Genomic DNA, 19,770 nt, shown 5'->3' with positions numbered 1-19,770 from the left:
TGGTACTCCAGCGCCTCTGGACTTATGCCACTTTCCACTTTTTAGGATGTTGATGGTACTCCAGCGCCTCTGGACTTATGCCACTTTCCACTTTTTAGGATGTTGATGGTACTCCAGCGCCTCTGGACTTATGTCACTTTCCACTTTTTAGGATATTGATGATACCCCAAAGTTTTTTAACTTTCACTTTTGGGTGTTTCAGGAAAAACTCTACTGTTATTTTGTGAATATGACACCACGTTTGGAATTAACTAGAAAAGCCATAGTATTAAAACCCTTTTATGATATGAGTTTTGGATAACCCTGGAAAATACATACCAATAAACTTCCTTTATGTCTTCACTTTTGTAAAGTCCAGGAAAAACCTCTTCATTAAGCCCTATTTTTGACACCACGTTTGTAAGACTATGGAAAAACACAATCTAAATACCACTTTTATTCAATTTGGCTATTATCAAGTCACCTATAGAAACCCCACAAAAAAAACACACACCCTAAGCAGAGTGTGTGCGCCGCATTTACCTATTCTTTCGTATCCTTGCCAGCTTCTTCAGCCAGCTGGTCAAAGGATTTAACTTTTCCATGTGGGTTTTGTGATTGTTTTCTAACTGTCCACTGGCGTTCTTGTTGACGTTTTGATTGTGTCATGTAGAATCTCTCCTTCTTTCAGATCATCACCATTAGGATGAGTCACCGTCGGTTATTTATTCTAAAAAATGACGTTCATGTTAAAATGACTACGACATAATCTAAGTAAAGAGGAACGACAATATGCATAAAAACTTTTATCTACTACTACTATTGGTACATATTTTATTGGCGACGAGTTTCCTGTCCTCCATCCCATTTTGGGTGATTTTCACCATATCCTTCTTCCTTTTATCAGCAGTGGCAATCCGTTTCGCCAATTTTGATAATAAATCTATATCAGCGTCCAACCTAGCTATCGCAATCCTATCCGGCATCTTGATGTATGGCCTTTTCTCGATTGGAAAAATGGGATCCGCATTCCTTTTTCCAAACATGCTAGATGAAGTGGCTGATTTATATATGAAGATTCAGCCAGAGCTTTCCTGGCATTTTGTTGTACTCTTTCTCATCATCATTCCAGGTGAAGAGCTCTTTTGGAGAGGCTATATACAGAAGAATATTGAGGTAAAGTTCGACAACAAGCTAGTCGCAATCGTCATATCTTCTCTTCTTTATACGTCTGCCAATCTTTATACCTTTAATCCACTTTTTTTGCTTGCGACATTTGCAGGTGGAGTTGTTTGGGGAACATTATATATGTGGAAACGAAATATTTTCCTAACTATTCTTTCCCATCTTGTCTTCAATTTATTTTTGCTAGTGCTTTTCCCACTATTTTAAATTAGGGGGCATAATGACATGAAGAAGCGTAAAAAAAGGAGAGCGAAGCATGGTAAGTATACCTTCTCCGATCTCCTAGGTGATATATTATTCGCATTGCCTGAGATTATTATTTTTCCATTTCGTATCATTTTTTACCTAATTAGAGGTCTCTTTAGGAATATATTTGATTTCTTTAATTAAGCTAAAATTGTCGTTTTCGGTTTAACATTTTCAGGAATACCTGGAACATATGGCTTATTTTTTGTGCTTAGATTAAACTCCTCTTTTGCTCTTTCAAGTATATGATTATTATTTAGTAACAAATCATATGCTGATAATGCCATTGTTTGCGCGGCAAAGTGCATTCCCTTGAAACCAATGGATGAACCAAATGAGGCTGTGGCCTGCCAGGTATGTAACTGTATACCGATAGGAGCACAAGTTACCATAATTGAACCCACTGGTGTAATCCAACTAACATCACCGACATCTGTTGAACCAGTTAAAACTTTGCCCTTTGTCAATTTATCATTTTGCAAGTCTGACGCCAGGGTTTCATTTGTAGAATTATGGGTCATTTTTACGATGTTAGAATCTACTGTCTTAAGTAATTCCTGAGCAAATTTCGCTTCTTCAACAGTATATGCTAAGGGTACTGCTAGTTTCATATTTTCAAACATGAGGTCATTTAAAGCTTCATTTGGAAGTGTGTCATAAGCAAAAGCATCAATCTTTGAATAGACCTCAGTTTCTGTCATAAGTGCTGCTCCTTGAGCAATTTTCTCTACCCTTCTAAGGATATCTTCAACCTGTTCTTTTGTAGATGCCCGTAAATAATACCAAACACTAGCATGTTCAGGAACAATATTAGGAGCAAGTCCCCCATTTGTAATGACATAATGCATTCGCGAACCGTCCACCACGTGCTCTCTTAAAAAGTTTGTACCGACATTCATCAATTCAACTGCATCTAGTGCACTTCTTCCAGCATGTGGTGAGGCGGCCGCATGGGCTGGGATGCCTTTAAAATGAAACCTAATGGATACAATTGCTTGCATGCTCATATTTAATGCCATGGTAGATGTCCATGGATGCCAAGTTAACGCACAATCTAAATCGTCAAAGACACCTTCTCTCGCCATGAACGTTTTTCCAGACAATACTTCTTCAGCTGGACAGCCATAATAACGAATAGTCCCATTGATATCACACTCATCCATTACTTCTTTTAATGCGATTACTGCTTCAACCCCTGCTGTTCCGAGTAAATTGTGACCGCATCCGTGACCTGGGCCATCTATTTCAACTGGTTCCTGAACTGTATTAACGGTTTGAGAAAGACCAGGCAAAGCGTCGTATTCCCCTAATATCCCTATTATTGGTTTACCTGAGCCATATTCAGCAACAAACGCAGTAGAAATTCCTCCTATTGGGAAATGAATTCGAAATCCTTGTTCTTTTAATTTAGACACTTGTAGGTCACTTGCATAGTTTTCCTCATATGCAATTTGCGGATGTTCCCATATTTTTTTTGCCATTTCAGTAAAATCTGATTGGTTGTTTTTAATCCACTGTAAAATATTTTGTTTACTCATCTTCTAATCCATCTACTTAATGGATTTTCACCCCTTCCAAAAATTCAATACATACAAGGTAGACACCAGGCTTTATTTATTTTTCTCTTGTTTTTTGGTTTTCTCTAAAAGTAAACAAACTACAACTGTTCCGAGTATGCAGACAAATGTTTGGAAGGCACGGGGAACAGGACCTAAATTAACAAATAAACCAAAAGCTATCCCAACTACACCAAATAACGGTTTTTTTATAGCAAACTGAGCAATGACTCCTCCAAAAATAGCCGGAAGCACAAAGTTTAGGCTATTTAAGACTGGTTCAGGCAAGATTGTTAAAATGTATGAACCACTTAATATTGCTAAAATAAGAATGATAGCATTCACGATCGAAGCAGTCGCAATTGCCAATGAGGCAGTGATTTCTCCCTTTTTCGTTCCTGGTTCTGCATCAACAACACGTTGAGCAACCGAAGCACATGGAAGACACATGTTTCCGATATTACCTGTAAGAAAAGCAAGATATGTACCAGAAACCCCCAAAACAGGATAATAGCTAATTGGCTCCAACACCCAAACAAACATGATAATAGCTGCATAAGCAGTAAAACCTGAAATGATAGTAGTCCAGCCTGGATGGTAACCAAGAACATATGATAGATATAGGGGCACAATTAATGTTAATGCAATGATTCCCCAAATTGTTAAGCGTCCCCAAAAATGAGACTTTAATTGAAAGGTTTCAAAGTCCATTGATGATGCAGACACTGGCACAGCTTCGTTTATAGATAGATTATTTTCCTCTCTAGTAACTGGCATATAGCTCTCCTACCTTTCTTTTTTAAGATATCAAGTAACCAGCAAACATACCCACTATAATAACAAGACCTAATGACCATTCTTTTATCCACCTCAACTGGGTTTTATCTCCGATCCATATAATGATGGGCATAACAATAAAGGCAACAATAAATACGATGAATTCACTTATTCCTTTTACCATTTCTCCCCCACCAAGATAACTAAAAGCCCCAATCATTGCAGCAACTGATACTGTGCTTAACATCGTTACATTTTTGGGATTAGCTTCTGCTTTTTTCTGTATTTTCCCTAGAGATTTAGTAAATAGTGCTACGAATAATAACCAGCCCATTCCACCAAGACACATCACCCATACTGCATTTGTAAAGGCTTGTAACGTATAACCTTGAGAACCTAAATCTACCCCAGCTGCTTTAGACCCTATACTTGCACCAACTGTTTCTATTGCTGCTGATCCAATAATAGAGATTCGCATCAATGTAACTGGGCTACCAATTAAAGAAATCATTGAAATAGCGACAACGATGATTGCTAAAGATGGTCCAAGAGAACTAATCGCACCAGCCCTTATCGCAGACTTTACATCTGTAGAAGTCATACCGACGGATTGGCTCGTTTTTGATGCAAGCCGAATAAAAATTATAGCTTGAAAGATTACGATACCAACTACCAGTGAAGCCAAAATCCAGAGTGGTAAGCTATTTGCCGTTTGTAATACTTTTTCCAAAATAATCTTCCTCCTTTTTCAAATTACTTTTAATTACTACCTCTACCCTCTAAAGAAAGCGCATTCAACTTTAATGGTTGAAAATTCTATATTTTCTAATTCTTATAGTAATTTATTAAATTACCGATTACAATGTAATTAATTACATAAATGATACGGATGAAATAGAACTTTCTACATTTTCTTAGTCTTGGAGGTTAGTAATGAACATAAATCAGCAAATTTTATCTTTTCTAGATAAAATGTTTAAAGGCGCTTCCTATGAAATCTTGGTACAAAAAGCACATGATACTTCGTTCAACCTTATGTATAAAAAAGGAACTCTAAGAAAAGAGAATATTAGTCTACTAACATGTAATGGAGAGAACAAATACAAAATCATGACAAATAAGGGGTACTTATATATTTCATTTTCTTACGTAAACGAGCATTTAGTGCTTCTTCGCTCAAACTGTGAATCTTGCCCTTTTGATGAAAGAGACCTGGATTATTTATATGTATGCTTCGAACTTATAGATGCTAAAAGTCAAATCCAAGCTAAAGGTGCAGAACTTGAGATGCTAATCGAGGGAATACGTTCTGTTTCTTCCTCCCTTGTCCTTGATGATCTATTAGAGAAGATTACAAAAAATGCATTATCAGTAATACCAGTTGCAAATGCAGGTTATCTACAACTCTATGACTATGATCAAGAAAAAATCATTACAAAAACAAGTGTTGGATTTGAACCGAACATCAGAAAGCTTAAAATGAAGGTCGGAGAATCGATTACGGGTATGGTTTTTAAGGAAGGAAAACCGTTAATTTATCATTCTAAAGAACAGATTTTTAAAGTAATGAGTGAGAATTCTATTTCCGAGAGAAATCTAAATATTATCAAGTCTTCGTACAAAGGAAAAGAAATTCAAGCAATTGTTAGTGTGCCTATATCTATTGGGGACAAGCGTATTGGAGTCATGACGATTCACCAATTTAATAAGGTGGGGAAATTTACGGATGATGACGTGCGACTTTTACAAGGATTTGCATCCCAGGCTGCAATCGCAATTCAAAATGCACGTCTTTATACAGAGGTAAAGCAACAGTTAAATGAGCTCTCAAAAAGAAACGAAGTCCACGACAGACTTATTAAGATCTCTATACAAAACAAAGGTTTAAAGTCAATTATTAGAGAAATAGGTAAAATGATAAATGGTCCGTTTTCCTTCTATGACTACCTAGAAAACGATTGGTACCATAATCAAGAGAAAGAAAAAATACATTTTAGCGTGGATGAAATTACTACTATTTTTAAACATAGAAGAAATGCTGTTTTCATGGAATCGCGTAAGCCTGATGAGGGAAAATTTTATCTTTACCCGATACTCAATGGTACTATTTTTCTTGGATGTTTTATTTACCCCTACTCTAATACATTATCAATCATTGATCGAATAATTATCGAACAAGGTGGCTCCTTACTCGCACTTGAGCTTGTAAAGAAACACACACTAGAAGAAATCTATTATAAGAAATCCCATGAATTTTTTAATGAATTGATTCAAAGCAAAGAGCCAGAAGTCTTACTTGAGAAAAGAAAAGAGTTTAACCTAAATCCTTCTCATATGTTTTATGTGGTCTTAATTGAACTTGTTAATTATAAAGATTTATATAAGCTTGGTGCTGATATTCATAGTATTATCTCATTGATAAAAAAGAACATCCAAGTCGTGCAACTCATCTACGGATTTCATAATAAAATTCTATTACTTGTTTCATTTGCACACAATTCAGTATCTGACGACACGATAAGGGGATTAAAAACAATTATTACTAACTGGAAAACGAATAATGATTCGTTTGTGTGTGTGGGTATTGGTTCTGAAAAACAGGGGTTATATCACATAGGAAAGAGTTATGAGGAAGCAAAGAAGGCAGTTGCCTATCTAGTTAATAAAAAAGAATCTGGTATGATTGCCTATGAAAGCATTGGAGTTAATCGCTTGTTTATTAATCAGGATACCAATGAGATTCAGGAATTCATAAATAACTTGTTCCAGCCTTTAAATACAGCAAAATCAAAGAAAAATGATTTAGAACAAACATTGTTAACTTATGTAAAGTTAAATAAGTCTATTAATGAAACTGCGAAAAAACTTCACGTTCATATTAATACACTATATCAGCGTCTTAAAAAAATTGAGGACATGCTAAATTTGAGTTTTAATGACCCAAAAGACTTTCTTGAAATACAGCTGGCCTGTCACCTTAAAGAAACATTCGCTTATTCTAAGGATGTACATTAGTTATTTAAGTAGTTACCGTTAATCACCATGAAAAAAGTAAATAAAGAGGTTGATTATACCTCTTTATTTTTCCTCTTATATAGTTTCATTTATCCAGGTTTTGATTATTCCCTCGGTTAGCGCTTCATCGGCCTTGCCAACAGTACTAATAAAATCAAGCTCATATACCCAAACAACGGATATAAGAATGAAATCAATGAGCCATAACCTAATTGACTTATCACATAGGCAATCGATAGAATACCAAACACAATTAAAATGGATGGTAGTTTAATCACATTTTTCAGTTGGCGCTCTAGGCCAAATAGGTTTCCGATCACAGACGTAAAAATTTCTCCGTAAATCACAAGGATGTACAACCAGTAAAACGCAGCCATGAAGTTTTTCATCACTTCAGCCATCGGGATTTCAAAACTTTCTACATTGGGTAGTGCGGATAATGATATGTGGCTCGTAAATAAAATGAGACATAATGCGCCACCACCGATAGAGCCGCCCCATCTTAATGTTTTTTCATGGTCAATTTCCTTTGCAAGCGGAACTAATACGGGCATCGCCATTGTCAAATTAAAAGCCGCATATAAAAACGGTGAAATCAACCATTTAGCGCTTTGCGACTCAATTTCTGGCCGACTCAACAGGCCCGTTGCATCCGTTGCTATGACCTCTACTGCTAAAACAACACTAAAGAATATCATAATTGGAACAACAAACATGTTCACTCCAAATAAGCCTTTAACTCCATACGTCAATACAAAGATGGAAAGCCCAGCCGTCAACAGGATTCCGAGCTGATAGGATATTCCCAATTGTTCATGAAAAACCGCTCCTGCACCAGAAAGCATAACGGAAGTTACTCCAATTAGGACAAGGAGCATAAGTGCATTCACAACGAACCCTATTTTTTTCCCAAATAAATATTCATTAAATTCTTTATATGAATCAGCTTGAATTCGGTTTGCGATAATCATAATTCTTGTTCCTAACCATATAAATAGGAAACCACTGATGCAGATTCCTACCAAGCCATATACACCGTACCGGGTAAAAAATTCAACAATTTCTCTACCTGTTGCAAAGCCCGCTCCTACGATTGTTCCAACATATACAGCACCAATCTGGAATGCTGCTCCCCAATTCCCTCGCACAAATAGCCACCTCATTGTTTATCTCTATTACTTGATATATATGTACAAGTTCTATAAATAAGACGAGCTATTATTTCGGAAACATGCGGAAAAAATTGCTAGGACTTTTCACTTGAAAGTCAAAGATGGTCAAAGTATAATGTAGACATAAGGTCAAAGATGGTCAAACTTTACGGATCATCACACATGACCTATTTCATTTATCTTATTAGTCAAAGATGGTCAAAAATTCAAGGAGGTATTTGTTTATGATTTGTCAAGCATGTAATCAAAATGAAGCTACTGTTCAATTACATCTTCAACTTAACCATGAAAAGCGACAAATTCAACTTTGCAGTGAGTGTTATGCGAAGGAGAAGAACAACATGAAAATACCTTCAGGATTGAACGGTTTCCCTAATTTCACATTTGATGACCTATTTAAAGGCAATGCCTTCGGTCAACAAATGGGAATCAATCAACAACAAACACAAACAAAACACGGTGGAAATGGCGGAGGTCTTCTCGATCAATTTGGACGGAACCTTACTCAAATGGCGAAAGCTGGACTAATTGATCCAGTGATTGGCCGTGACGAGGAAATCCAACGTGTCATTGAAATATTAAACCGCCGTAATAAAAATAACCCCGTTCTAATTGGGGAACCGGGTGTAGGTAAAACTGCAATTGCAGAAGGATTAGCCCTACTTATCGCTGAAGGAAAAGCACCTAACAAGCTTTCAAATAAACAGGTTTATTTACTAGATGTCGCATCATTAGTTGCAAACACTGGTATTCGTGGTCAATTTGAAGAGCGTATGAAACAATTAATTGCGGAGCTTCAAAAACGTAAAAATATTATTTTATTTATCGATGAAATTCACCTATTAGTTGGTGCAGGATCTGCAGAAGGGTCAATGGATGCAGGTAATATTTTAAAACCAGCTCTTGCTCGTGGTGAGCTTCAAGTGGTCGGTGCAACAACCTTAAAAGAATATCGAGAAATTGAAAAAGACGCAGCACTTGAGCGCCGCTTCCAACCTGTAATTGTGGAAGAACCATCGATTGATGAAGCGATTCAGATTCTTGAAGGAATTAAAGGTAAGTATGAAGACTTCCATGGTGTAAAATACTCAGATGAAGCGATTCGCGCCTGTGTTACACTATCACATCGCTACATTCAGGATCGCTTTTTACCAGACAAAGCCATTGACTTGCTTGATGAAGCTGGGTCAAAAATGAACCTAGTATCTGGTGGAACAAATCCAAAGAATATTGAAGAAGAGCTTTCAAAAATTGCAGCGGAAAAAGAAAAAGCTGCTGGTGAAGAAAATTATGAATTAGCAGCAAAATTAAGACATCAAGAAATTCTGCTTGAAAAACAATTAAATAATCCAGAAAACAACGTAGAGCATTTGATTGATGTCGAAAACATTCAACAAATTATTGAAAAGAAAACGGGTATTCCTGTTGGTAAGCTACAAGAAAATGAACAACAAAAAATGAAGCAGCTTGCAGAAAATCTTGCCAAAAAAGTAATTGGTCAAGATGAAGCAGTAACAAAGGTTGCGAAAGCAGTTCGTCGTAGCCGTGCTGGTTTAAAGGCTAAAAACCGTCCAATCGGTTCCTTCCTCTTCGTTGGACCAACTGGTGTAGGTAAAACAGAGTTAACGAAGACTCTTGCAGAGGAACTATTCGGCTCGAAGGATGCCATGATTAGACTCGACATGAGTGAGTATATGGAGAAACACTCAGTCTCTAAAATCATCGGTTCACCTCCTGGATATGTCGGCCATGAGGAAGCTGGACAACTGACTGAAAAAGTCCGTCGTAATCCTTACAGCATCATCCTCTTAGACGAAATTGAAAAGGCACATCCAGACGTTCAACATATGTTCCTACAAATTTTAGAAGATGGTCGTTTAACAGACAGCCAAGGGCGTACTGTAAGTTTCAAAGAAACAGTCATTATTATGACAAGTAATGCCGGAGTTGGCGCTCCTAAGAAAATTACAGTCGGCTTTGAAAAGGCTGAAACTGATGCCTACAAGGAATCTTCTATCCTTGAATCACTTGGTTCCTTCTTCAAGCCTGAGTTCTTAAACAGATTTGATGCAATCATCGAATTCAAACAGCTTGAAAAAGAACATCTGCTACAAATTGTCAACTTAATGTTACATGATCTTGAAGCAACTCTTAAAGAACAAGAAGTAACCATCACTGTTGACGATGAAGCGAAACAAAAATTAGCTGAACTTGGTTACCACCCAGCCTTTGGTGCACGTCCACTACGCCGTGTTATCCAAGAACAGCTTGAAGACCAAATCACAGATATTCTTCTAGAAAATGAAGAGCAAACAAGCTTGATTGTAACAGTTGAAGAAAATAAAATTGTTGTAAAATAATTTTCCACTAAAAATGCAGAGCCCATAAAGCTCTGCATTTTTTTATATTGACTTCGTCTCCAGGTCAGTCACTTTAATCGGTGTCTTTCGATTCGAGAACAGGCTGTGTAGCACCATGCCACCCGCGATCATTATGAGTCCAACAAAGGAATACATCGTTGGCATTGGTGCACTTAATAATAGGACCTCACCAAATATGACAAAAATAATCTGTGTAGCTTGGGTTGCTTCTACAGCAGCAAGTTTACTTTGATCATGTTTAACAAGCTCTGTCGCAAAAAAGAAAAGCACGGTTGCGATAATCCCAGAGGAAATTCCTACAATAAAGGACTGAAACACCTGATCCTTACTTGGAAGTCCAACCGTAGCACCTCCGATTCCAGCAATAATTAGCCAAAATGGAGTCGATGCAAGTGTCATTCCAAGCACACGCTGAAACGTATCAAAGTTATTTTTACAATGCTCCATCATTTTCCTGTTACCTAATGGATACGCAAAAGCTGCCACCGCAACTGGAAGGATGCCTACGAGAAGCATCTCCATTCCAATGCCTTCGTCTGCTGCCTGAAGCTGGATTAAGATAATCCCAATAAAAATAAGACTAGAAAAAATAAGACCTTTAACAGGGATTTTTTCTCGAACCCTTTGCATTCCATTCTTTGTTTCTACTGTCTTATAGAAAAACGGAACAACGAGTAATCCAGCAATAATCACAAATTGCCAAGTTCCCGCAACCAGCCAACCTGGACCTGATGCAGCTGCAAATGTAAGGGGTGCATAAAACAATCCAAACCCAATCGTACTCCATACTATCCATGTAACGGGATTTGTTTTTAACTCATGTAGCAATTCCTTCATATTCCCTCTAATGAACACAATCCCAACTAAAAATGGCACCATAAAAAAATAACGCAATGATGAGCTCCAAAGCCAACTACCACCTGAAAGCTCCATCGAACGATTCAGAATAAATGTAACTGCAAAAAATAGAGATGAAACAATTCCAATGAGTATGGCTTTCATTCATTTACTCCTTCCTACACCTTAAAACAATATACATCTTCGTCCACAAAGCCTTTTATGATTTCACCGGTTTTCGTAAATCCCGCTTCTGTATAAACATGGATTGCAGCTTTATTAGTTGGAATAACCGACAAGTAAATCTCATCACAATAGGGCAATGTCCTTATCATTTCTGCAATAATTTCCTTGACTGCGGCTGTACCATAGCCTTTACCTTGAAATTTATAATCAATCATAATCCTACATAGTTCAAACCGATTTCGTTCATTATCTAGGCCGAACATCGTAAACCCAATTAACTGTGTTCCATCATAAATTGCCTTTGTTACCCAATCTGGTTGGACTTTTGCCTGGGCAAGTGAAAAAACATTTGAAGCAACCCATTTTTCAAATAAAGCAAACTCTTTATCCTCTGATTTCAATCGAATGACATCCAGTAAATTTTCCATCGTGACATCACGTAAAATGATTTTTTTCAATTACCCTCCCCCACTTTACAATTGGTTTGGCAACCGATTGGTAGGAATATTCTAATAATTCATTTTATCATAAAGACTTGCTCTGCTTTCACACTAAATCCTTCTTTTTCTAATAAATCCCGTAAAATATTATTCGACATTGACATATTGACTGCTGTCCTTGCCACATGCAGACTAGTTGACTTATAAACCATACCTAGCAGACTTCTTACAATGTCCTCTTTCATAAGATGCGATGGCTCTGCCTCACATTGAAATAGAATAATAGATTGAAGTGTACCTTCCTCATTAAACAACCTTTTAAAGATTGCATAACCGACGACATTTCCGTTTTCATCTAAGGCTAGAATTGATTCTCCGTCACGTGCATTGTTCCATTGTGTTTGCCATGGAACCAGTGCTTTATAAAATGGTGCCTGCAATGCGTCAATTGGAATCCCTTTTTTATAAGTGTAATCGTTATTCTCTGATAGAAATGCATCCTTTGATAATTCACCTATATGTTGGAAATGAACTAACTCATCTACAATTTTATACCCGACCTTTTCGTATAAAGAGATCGCTTTAGCATTTTCTTTCACAGCCTCAAGTGTAGCAACTTCTACACCTTCCTCTTCGTAGATTGCTAGAACAGCATCAATCAACTTTTTGCCAACACCCTTCCTGCGGTATTCAGGGTCAACACCGGTTCCACCATTCCAAGAAACCTTCTTACCGTTAATAAGGCGAATGCCGTTTAATATAATTCCTACTGGTCGCTGGTCATCATATGCAATCACGGAGAGTGTCGGAGAAAGCCCTTCCAAAATTAAACGTCTTGTAAAAAAATCGACTGTTGTTGTCATATCAAAATAATAACCTTCAAATCCTTTATTCCATGCAACTACTGCATCCTCAAGTGTACATTGGGACAACCGCTTTATCGTGATCATGATTTTATCGCCTCTTACTTAAAAAGTAATTTAGTTGATTTATTTAACCATATTTTTGGATGGGCTACAAGTAATTTTTGGAAGTGTGTCATCTCCCTCTTTTCTCCCTCATATACATTAGTGAGGTGGAAAACATGTCCATTATTCCAAAGCTATTCTTAATTATGTCCTTTGTCTTATTATTTTTAAATGGTTCAGCATTAGGATTTATTTTGTTTACCGAGAGGTTTAATTCTTTATTTGGGTATGGTTTTTTTATTTTTACGTGTCTAGTGGGGGCTGTTTTTGCGTCTATTGCTGATGAACCTGGTTCGACAAAGAGGTTTTATTGTAGATATTGTTTATATGGAAACTTACTTGTTACTGTTTTCCCGCTCTATTTTCACTGGGTTGCGGACTCCATCTTCCCGGTATTGATCGATACATTTCTTTAACAAAAAAAGTGCCACAATGAATGCTAATCTAGTTGTTAATTTACAAGTCAATTCTCACTTTGATCGAGAGTAAAAAACGAAGATTATAGCTGGTGTTACAACCCTTTTACCTTTTTCTGGATTTTGCATATGGTTTTATACTGCCAATCTATATAAAAGCATACGTATTCCTGATTTACGTATGCATTTTTCTCTTTTTTACTTAAAAACGATACACACATGGATATTTTTTACATTTCTTATCTCTTTTCACATAACATTTACCTTTTTCTGGATTTTACACATGGTTTTATACCACCAACCTATATAAAAGCATACGTATTCCTGTTTTACATATGCTTTTCTAGCTTTTTTACTTAAAAATGATACACAAGTGGATAACAATTCCATTTTACATCTCTTTCGAAACCACATTTCCTTTTTCTGATTTTTCATATGGTTTTATACTACCTTTCTATTAAAACCACACATAATCTTTATACAAGCTGGAAAATTCGAAAATAATAAAGCATATTTTAGAAATAACACACCATATTAAAATCAAAAAGCTTGGGTGTTGAAGTTCCCCAAGCTTTCATTGTAATTTATGTCACTTTTTTATTTGATTTACGATTTTCCCACGTTATTTGAACACTAATTATGGATGTGACACTTTTTTTGTTATAATGCATCTTGGTCAGTTAGAATTAGTGGACCATCTTGTGTAATTGCAAGTGTATGTTCATATTGTGCGGAGAGGCTGCCATCGATTGTGCGCGCAGTCCAGCCATTTTTATCCATGGTTGTTTGATATTTTCCGACGTTGACCATTGGTTCAATTGTGAAAACCATACCTTCTTTTAAGCGCAATCCTTTGTTTGGAAGACCATAGTGTAACACTTGTGGCTCCTCATGCATCGTTGGTCCGATTCCATGTCCGATAAAATCACGAACAACTGAGAATCCTTCACCTTCTGTGTAAGACTGGATAGCGTGACCGATATCCCCAAGTCGGTTGCCGATTACCGCTTGTTCAATTCCCTTGTACATTGCCGTCTTAGTAACATCGAGAAGCTTAGCTGCCTTTGGTGAAATTTCACCGACCCCATAAGACCATGCAGAATCTGCGAGTGCGCCCCCAAGGTTTACGACCATATCAATTGTCACAATATCACCATTCATCAATGGTTTCTTTCTAGGAAACCCATGACAAATTTCATCGTTAATTGATGCACATGTTGCATATTTATAGCCCTTGTAGCCTTTCTGTTCAGGCGTGGCACCATTTTTCTTTATAAAATCCTCAGCAAAGCTGTCGATCTCAAGACTTGTGATTCCAGGCTGAATCATTTTAGCAATTTCCTTATGACAAGCAGCTAAAATTTGGCCCGCTTCACGCATTAATTCAATTTCTCTTTTTGTTTTTAAATGAATCATGAAAACACCCTCAATTTCAGTTTGATGTTTTTATTATATCCTTAATTAATACCTTTTGCATAACATACAACTTAATTTGGAAAATTTGAAAAAATAGCACAGAAAAGACCGTGGATTTCTCCACAGTCTCCTTGTCGTTTATAATGTTTTGTCGTCAACGCTATTTAGCCATGCTTCGATTTCACCAACAACAGATTCTACAGTTCCCTCTTCAAATGGAGAGAGTAGGTTTGCAACCTCCACTAATTGGGTGAACGGCTTGCTTCCACCTTGTTTACATAGGTGAAGATAATCTGCCCATGCTGCTTCATGGTTTTCTCTTGATTTTTTCCAGAATTGGAATGCACAGATTTGCGCTAATGTATAGTCAATATAATAAAAGGCAGTTGTGTAAATATGGCTTTGACGCTGCCAGAAGCCACCTTTTTCTAGGTATTCATTACCATCATAATCGCGTAATGGCATATACTTTTTCTCAATATCTCTCCAAGCTTTATTGCGCTCAGTTGGTGTTATTTCTGGATTTTCATAGACAAAATGTTGGAATTCATCTACTGCAACACCATATGGTAAGAATAATAACGCCTCACTTAAATGAGAAAACTTGTATTTATCCGTATCTTCTTTGAAGAATAACTCCATCCATGGCCATGTGAAAAATTCCATGCTCATTGAATGGATCTCTGCAGCCTCATATGTTGGCCAGTTGTATTCAGGAACCTCGTAATGTCTACTTGAGTAGACCTGGAATGCGTGACCAGCCTCATGTGTCAATACATCAATATCTCCTGAAGTTCCATTGAAGTTTGAGAAAATATATGGTGCTTGATAATCGCTAATGTACGTACAGTAACCGCCACTAGCTTTCCCTTTCTTGGCAACAAGGTCCATTAAATTCGTTTCAATCATATAATTGAAGAATTCTTTTGTTTCCTCAGAAAGCTCCTCATACATTTTCTTACCATTTTCAATAATCCACTCAGGATCACCCTTTGGTACAGCATTACCGGATTTAAAGCTGAATGACTCATCATAATATTTTAGGCTATCAATTCCAATACGCTCTGCTTGACGCTCACGAAGCTTTACTGCTAGTGGAACGATATGTTCCTTCACTTGTTTTCTAAAGTTAGCGACCATTTCCGCATTATAATCTGTTCTAGTTAATCTTACATAAGCTAACTCTACGAAGTTTTTAAATCCTAGCTTATGTGCGATTCGTGTACGTACCTTTACAAGCTGATCATAGATTTCATCGAATTTCTCTTGGTGCTCTTGGTAAAATGCAAATCGCACTTCATTCGCTTTTTTACGCATCCCTCTGTCTTTCGATTCAGTAAATGGCTCTAACTGCGCTAATGTTCGCTCTTCTCCCTCAAACATAATTTTTGCTGAAGCCACAAGCTTTGTATATTCAGAAGAAAGCTTGTTTTCTAATTGGAGGTCCTCCACAACTTCTGGAGAGAATGTTTTGATTTGTGTTTCAGCAAAATCAAATAGCTGTTTGCCCCATTTGTTTTCTAATTCGGTACGGAATTTAGAATTAACAAGAGCTTCATAGTATTTCGTTGTTAAGCCTTGAACTAATGGCTGTATTTCATCAAGATAATCTTGCTCATTTTTGTAAAATTCATCATTTGTATCAACCGTATGCCTGATATAGCAAATGTTAAAAGCTGTATCAACTGTTCGTTGAATGGCAATGATTTCTTTCATCGCATCATCTTGTCGGGCTGGATTTGCCGCATTTTTAAATTTTTCAAGCGCTACATTAAATGTTTGCTCTACTTCGTCGATGTTCGGGCGGACATACTTAAAATCATTAAAATTCATAGAAAGTTCCCCTTTTCGCTTAAGAGATTCGTATATGTATACTCTTACATTGTAAACCACTCCTACATATATTTACCACTCCGAAATATTCGATATAAAATGATAAGTTTCGCTAAATAATCTAGTAAGTATGTCGATAAAAATAGTAGAATGTTAGATACACAATTATAAACAACTTTAGTTGTTACATATGAAAGTATAGGTGATATTAATTGGATAAATCGTCATTAATAGGTGTAATACTTGGTTTAATTGCCGTCTTTATAGGTATGATTTTAAAAGGGGTTTCAGTAACTGCTTTGATAAACCCCGCTGCCTTTTTAATTATTATTTTAGGAACGATTGCAGCAGTAACGATTGCTTTTCCTACCAGTGAATTAAAAAGGGTGCCACAATTATTTGGGGTCCTTTTTAAAGAAAAAAAGCTGTTAGGTGTTGAAGAGTTAATTCCTATGTTCTCAAACTGGGCAACGATTGCTCGTAAGGAAGGGCTTTTAGCACTTGAAGTCAAGGTTGCTGAAGTGGATGATCCATTCTTAAAAAATGGTTTAAGCATGGCCGTTGATGGACAAAGTGCGGAATTTATTCGCGACGTGATGACAGAAGAATTAGAAGCAATGGAAGACCGCCATTTATCTGGCGCTTCGATTTTCTCCCAAGCAGGAACATATGCCCCAACACTTGGAGTATTAGGGGCCGTTGTAGGTCTAATTGCAGCCTTGGGCCATATGGACGATACAAATGCACTTGGGGAAGCTATTGCAGCTGCGTTCGTTGCAACACTATTAGGGATATTCACAGGTTATGTACTGTGGCATCCTTTTGCAAATAAATTAAAACAGAAATCAAAGCAGGAAATAAAAATTAAAGAAGTCATGATTGAAGGCGTTTTGTCCGTCCTTGAAGGTCAATCACCTCGAGCAATCGAACAAAAACTTTCAATGTACCTATCAAACAAAGACCGTGAAAAGGTTATGACTGAAGGTGAAATGATAGATGGCTAGAAAAAGACGAAAGCGAAAGCACGATGAGCACATGGATGAATCATGGCTCGTGCCTTATGCGGATATTTTAACATTATTACTGGCCTTGTTTATCGTTCTATTTGCAGCTAGCAATGTAGATGCTCAGAAATTTAATGCGCTCCGAAGCTCTTTTAATAATGTTTTCACAGGTGGCACCTCTGTTTTAGAATACGAGAGCCCGACACCAGTTGAAATTGATACAGTTGCAATTCAAAATGATAAAGACAAAGAAAAAGAACGAGAAAAACAAGAGCAAGAAGAACTGAAGGAATTGCAAAAGAAGATTAATGGCTATATCGCCGAGAGTGGTTTAGATTTAAGTCTTAAAACGCGCTTAACGGAAGAAGGTTTGCTAGTTACCATTCAGGATGGTGCCTTCTTTAATCCGGCAAGTGCTAAGGTTCGTCCAGAGGATATTAAAATTGCAAGAGAAATTTCTGAGCTGTTGGTTATGGATTCCCCCCGCAATATCATTGTAAGTGGACATACAGATACTGTCCCTATTAATAATCATGAGTTTAAAAGCAACTGGCATTTAAGTGTCATGCGTTCCGTTAATTTTATGAGTATTTTATTAGAGAATGAAAAATTGAATCCAAGCCGCTTCAGCGCTCGCGGCCTTGGTGAATATGAACCTGTTGCGACAAATGACACACCAGAAGGTCGTAGTCTAAACCGTCGAGTAGAAATACTAATCCTGCCAAATGGTGTAGAGCAAGAATAAAGAAATCCCGCGGAGCACATCCGTGGGATTTTTATTACCATATTACCTTCCAATTTTTATCAACAGTGGCCACAATTGTCCCTCTTTTAAGGATATAATTTGCAATCAACTCGGACATATCTAGCGGAATATCTTTAATAACTGGCTTATCCTTAAACATCACATATTCTCCGCCACCACCTGCACGGTAGTTGTTCATGACCACATCATACTCACCTTCTGGCTGTATGGGTTCACCCTTAAAGATTAACTGTACGACTCGCTCTCCAATCGGCTTTGAAATATCGATTATATATTCAATACCCTCCCACATATCATAATTGTAATGCTGTGGCTTTGGTGTTGCGAAGGACGGATTGACTGCTGCCTTACCATTTTCAAGAATAAAATAACTTGCACTTCTTTCAAGTGCCGCCTTTATGTCCTCCCCTGTTATCCGAATGACCGTTAATGTGTTCGGATAAATATAATTGGAGACCACATCTCTCATCGTAATATTTGAAGGAAAACCTTTCGTTATATTATTAAAAAGAGCTGTATTAGAAATTGATACCTTGGCAACATCCATTTGCACCTTATTAATAAAGTCAACTAGTGCATTATCATTTAAGCGTGCTTTTAATGGATCATCAATTGTCATATTTCCGATAACCCTGCCAATTGGTTTGTCCAACCATTCTTGTGTCGCAGCCTCATATTCGTTTACTAGTTCAATTGAGCTTTCGTCTGCTTTTTTATCTTCAACTAAAATAAGTTCAGGCTTAGATTCTGAAATGGTCCACTTTTCCTCTTTTTTTGTAAGTGTTAGAGTGACTTTACCAATTGCCTGGCCATTAAAGCTTGGCTGAACAATCGGTATGCCGTTTACCTTCCCGGCAAGGGAACGATGTTGATGACCAGTTAATAAAACGTCAATCCCCTCAATCTCTTTACACATTCGGTACCCCTGATTTTCTCCTGTTAGCTTTTCGGTGGGTTCACCGGTTTCCAAATCTGCTTCAAAGCCACCGTGGTAGGAAACAATCATCAGATCTGGATTTTCATCATTGCGGATTTTCTTCACCCAATTTTTCGTTGTTTCGAATGCATCATTAAATGTTAAATCTTTAATATGTTCCGGATTTTCCCAATTCGGGATGTAGTGAGTGGTGACACCAAGAATCGCAGCCTTTATTCCTTCCTCAAGTTCAACCATGATATATGGCTTTCCAATAAATGGATTGCCTTTATCATTTACTATATTTGCAGAAAGCCATGGAAAAGTAGATTCTTTTATCGCCTGCTGTACGACATCGATTCCATAATTGAATTCATGATTTCCAACTACTGCTGCATCATATTTTAAATCATTCAATATTTTAATCATTGGATTTTGTTTATGACGACTTGATTGTACATAATAATAGGTTAATGGCGTACCTTGGATTAAATCTCCATTATCAATAACGATCGTATTCTTATTACGACTTCTCTCCTCTTTAATTACAGTCGCAATCTTTGTAAGTCCAAGTCCAACAGGCTTATTGTTCCCATAGTTAATTGGAAAAATATTGCCGTGTACATCACTCGTTTCAAGAATTGTAATTGATATCGATCTCATTTTTGTTACCTCTT

The 19,770-nt window shown here is 37.0% G+C and carries 16 protein-coding genes and 1 pseudogene; 6 read left to right on the top strand and 11 right to left on the bottom strand.

Annotated features, from left to right (window positions below; all coding sequences use genetic code 11):
* Positions 1 to 522: 522 nt before the first annotated feature.
* Entirely contained in the window at positions 523 to 648 is a 126-nt protein-coding gene (locus CKK03_RS24070) for a DUF6254 family protein (RefSeq protein WP_245864251.1), read from the bottom strand.
* 123 nt (positions 649 to 771) lie between these two features.
* On the opposite strand from CKK03_RS24070, the gene CKK03_RS21540 reads away from it, so the two are divergent.
* Complete coding sequence (locus CKK03_RS21540; RefSeq protein WP_099364558.1) at positions 772 to 1,371, top strand: CPBP family intramembrane glutamic endopeptidase; 600 nt, start codon at positions 772 to 774, stop codon at positions 1,369 to 1,371.
* Between the two features lie 179 nt (positions 1,372 to 1,550).
* On the opposite strand, the gene CKK03_RS21535 is transcribed toward CKK03_RS21540, so the two are convergent.
* The 3 genes from CKK03_RS21535 to CKK03_RS21525 all read right to left on the bottom strand — a co-directional run bounded on the left by CKK03_RS21535 (position 1,551) and on the right by CKK03_RS21525 (position 4,473).
* Positions 1,551 to 2,948, bottom strand: a complete 1,398-nt coding sequence (locus CKK03_RS21535; RefSeq protein ID WP_099364557.1) for an amidohydrolase — start codon at positions 2,946 to 2,948, stop codon at positions 1,551 to 1,553.
* A 72-nt stretch (positions 2,949 to 3,020) separates the two neighbouring features.
* Positions 3,021 to 3,743, bottom strand: coding sequence for a small-conductance mechanosensitive channel (locus tag CKK03_RS21530; protein WP_099364556.1), 723 nt, complete (start codon positions 3,741 to 3,743; stop codon positions 3,021 to 3,023).
* 22 nt (positions 3,744 to 3,765) lie between these two features.
* A complete protein-coding gene (locus tag CKK03_RS21525; protein ID WP_099364555.1) occupies positions 3,766 to 4,473 on the bottom strand; it encodes a DUF5058 family protein in 708 nt (235 codons plus the stop codon).
* 203 nt (positions 4,474 to 4,676) lie between these two features.
* Here CKK03_RS21525 and CKK03_RS21520 point away from each other — a divergent pair, with 203 nt between their 5' ends.
* Positions 4,677 to 6,758, top strand: coding sequence for a helix-turn-helix domain-containing protein (locus CKK03_RS21520; RefSeq protein ID WP_099364554.1), 2,082 nt, complete (start codon positions 4,677 to 4,679; stop codon positions 6,756 to 6,758).
* A gap of 116 nt (positions 6,759 to 6,874) precedes the next feature.
* Here CKK03_RS21520 and CKK03_RS21515 read toward each other — a convergent pair whose 3' ends face one another.
* Entirely contained in the window at positions 6,875 to 7,906 is a 1,032-nt protein-coding gene (locus tag CKK03_RS21515; RefSeq protein ID WP_099364553.1) for a YkvI family membrane protein, read from the bottom strand.
* Positions 7,907 to 8,154: 248 nt separating this feature from the next.
* Here CKK03_RS21515 and CKK03_RS21510 point away from each other — a divergent pair, with 248 nt between their 5' ends.
* A complete protein-coding gene (locus tag CKK03_RS21510; protein ID WP_099364552.1) occupies positions 8,155 to 10,290 on the top strand; it encodes an ATP-dependent Clp protease ATP-binding subunit in 2,136 nt (711 codons plus the stop codon).
* 42 nt (positions 10,291 to 10,332) lie between these two features.
* Here the strand turns inward: CKK03_RS21510 and CKK03_RS21505 are convergent, their stop codons facing one another.
* The 3 genes from CKK03_RS21505 to CKK03_RS21495 are packed head-to-tail and all read right to left on the bottom strand — an operon-like array spanning position 10,333 to position 12,724.
* Positions 10,333 to 11,313: a DMT family transporter gene (locus CKK03_RS21505; protein WP_099364551.1), complete on the bottom strand. Its 981-nt coding sequence runs from the start codon at positions 11,311 to 11,313 to the stop codon at positions 10,333 to 10,335.
* A gap of 14 nt (positions 11,314 to 11,327) precedes the next feature.
* A complete protein-coding gene (locus CKK03_RS21500; protein ID WP_099364550.1) occupies positions 11,328 to 11,792 on the bottom strand; it encodes a GNAT family N-acetyltransferase in 465 nt (154 codons plus the stop codon).
* A gap of 59 nt (positions 11,793 to 11,851) precedes the next feature.
* Complete coding sequence (locus CKK03_RS21495; protein WP_099364549.1) at positions 11,852 to 12,724, bottom strand: GNAT family N-acetyltransferase; 873 nt, start codon at positions 12,722 to 12,724, stop codon at positions 11,852 to 11,854.
* Between the two features lie 134 nt (positions 12,725 to 12,858).
* On the opposite strand from CKK03_RS21495, the gene CKK03_RS21490 reads away from it, so the two are divergent.
* Positions 12,859 to 13,158 carry a hypothetical protein gene (locus tag CKK03_RS21490; protein ID WP_099364548.1) on the top strand — a complete coding sequence of 100 codons (300 nt, stop codon included), beginning with the start codon at positions 12,859 to 12,861 and terminating at the stop codon, positions 13,156 to 13,158.
* A gap of 660 nt (positions 13,159 to 13,818) precedes the next feature.
* Here CKK03_RS21490 and map read toward each other — a convergent pair.
* Positions 13,819 to 14,574: a type I methionyl aminopeptidase gene (gene map / locus CKK03_RS21480; RefSeq protein ID WP_099364546.1), complete on the bottom strand. Its 756-nt coding sequence runs from the start codon at positions 14,572 to 14,574 to the stop codon at positions 13,819 to 13,821.
* A 138-nt stretch (positions 14,575 to 14,712) separates the two neighbouring features.
* A complete protein-coding gene (locus CKK03_RS21475) occupies positions 14,713 to 16,407 on the bottom strand; it encodes a M3 family oligoendopeptidase (RefSeq protein ID WP_099364545.1) in 1,695 nt (564 codons plus the stop codon).
* A gap of 212 nt (positions 16,408 to 16,619) precedes the next feature.
* Here CKK03_RS21475 and motA point away from each other — a divergent pair.
* Positions 16,620 to 17,482 (top strand): annotated as a pseudogene (gene motA, locus CKK03_RS21470) (flagellar motor stator protein MotA).
* On the top strand, positions 17,443 to 18,156 hold the full coding sequence (gene motB / locus CKK03_RS21465) for a flagellar motor protein MotB (protein WP_373604855.1): 714 nt from the start codon (positions 17,443 to 17,445) through the stop codon (positions 18,154 to 18,156). The pseudogene motA and the gene motB overlap by 40 nt, the downstream one beginning before the upstream one ends.
* Positions 18,157 to 18,190: 34 nt before the next feature.
* On the opposite strand, the gene CKK03_RS21460 is transcribed toward motB, so the two are convergent.
* Positions 18,191 to 19,756, bottom strand: coding sequence for a bifunctional metallophosphatase/5'-nucleotidase (locus tag CKK03_RS21460; protein ID WP_099364543.1), 1,566 nt, complete (start codon positions 19,754 to 19,756; stop codon positions 18,191 to 18,193).
* Positions 19,757 to 19,770: the final 14 nt, after the last annotated feature.

Source organism: Fredinandcohnia onubensis (assembly GCF_002734215.1).
Taxonomy (GTDB): domain Bacteria; phylum Bacillota; class Bacilli; order Bacillales; family Bacillaceae_L; genus Ferdinandcohnia; species Ferdinandcohnia onubensis.
Note: the sequence above shows the minus strand (reverse complement) of the source record. Positions and strands in the feature narration are given on the sequence as shown.

Bases quoted from the DNA above. Each gene is read 5' to 3' on its own strand.
- CKK03_RS24070 (WP_245864251.1), bottom strand. From the start codon at position 648: ATGACACAATCAAAACGTCAACAAGAACGCCAGTGGACAGTTAGAAAA.
- CKK03_RS21540 (WP_099364558.1), top strand. From the start codon at position 772: ATGCATAAAAACTTTTATCTACTACTACTATTGGTACATATTTTATTG.
- CKK03_RS21535 (WP_099364557.1), bottom strand. From the start codon at position 2,948: ATGAGTAAACAAAATATTTTACAGTGGATTAAAAACAACCAATCAGAT.
- CKK03_RS21530 (WP_099364556.1), bottom strand. From the start codon at position 3,743: ATGCCAGTTACTAGAGAGGAAAATAATCTATCTATAAACGAAGCTGTG.
- CKK03_RS21520 (WP_099364554.1), top strand. From the start codon at position 4,677: ATGAACATAAATCAGCAAATTTTATCTTTTCTAGATAAAATGTTTAAA.
- CKK03_RS21510 (WP_099364552.1), top strand. From the start codon at position 8,155: ATGATTTGTCAAGCATGTAATCAAAATGAAGCTACTGTTCAATTACAT.
- CKK03_RS21505 (WP_099364551.1), bottom strand. From the start codon at position 11,313: ATGAAAGCCATACTCATTGGAATTGTTTCATCTCTATTTTTTGCAGTT.
- CKK03_RS21495 (WP_099364549.1), bottom strand. From the start codon at position 12,724: ATGATCACGATAAAGCGGTTGTCCCAATGTACACTTGAGGATGCAGTA.
- CKK03_RS21490 (WP_099364548.1), top strand. From the start codon at position 12,859: ATGTCCATTATTCCAAAGCTATTCTTAATTATGTCCTTTGTCTTATTA.
- map (WP_099364546.1), bottom strand. From the start codon at position 14,574: ATGATTCATTTAAAAACAAAAAGAGAAATTGAATTAATGCGTGAAGCG.
- CKK03_RS21475 (WP_099364545.1), bottom strand. From the start codon at position 16,407: ATGAATTTTAATGATTTTAAGTATGTCCGCCCGAACATCGACGAAGTA.
- motB (WP_373604855.1), top strand. From the start codon at position 17,443: ATGGATGAATCATGGCTCGTGCCTTATGCGGATATTTTAACATTATTA.
- CKK03_RS21460 (WP_099364543.1), bottom strand. From the start codon at position 19,756: ATGAGATCGATATCAATTACAATTCTTGAAACGAGTGATGTACACGGC.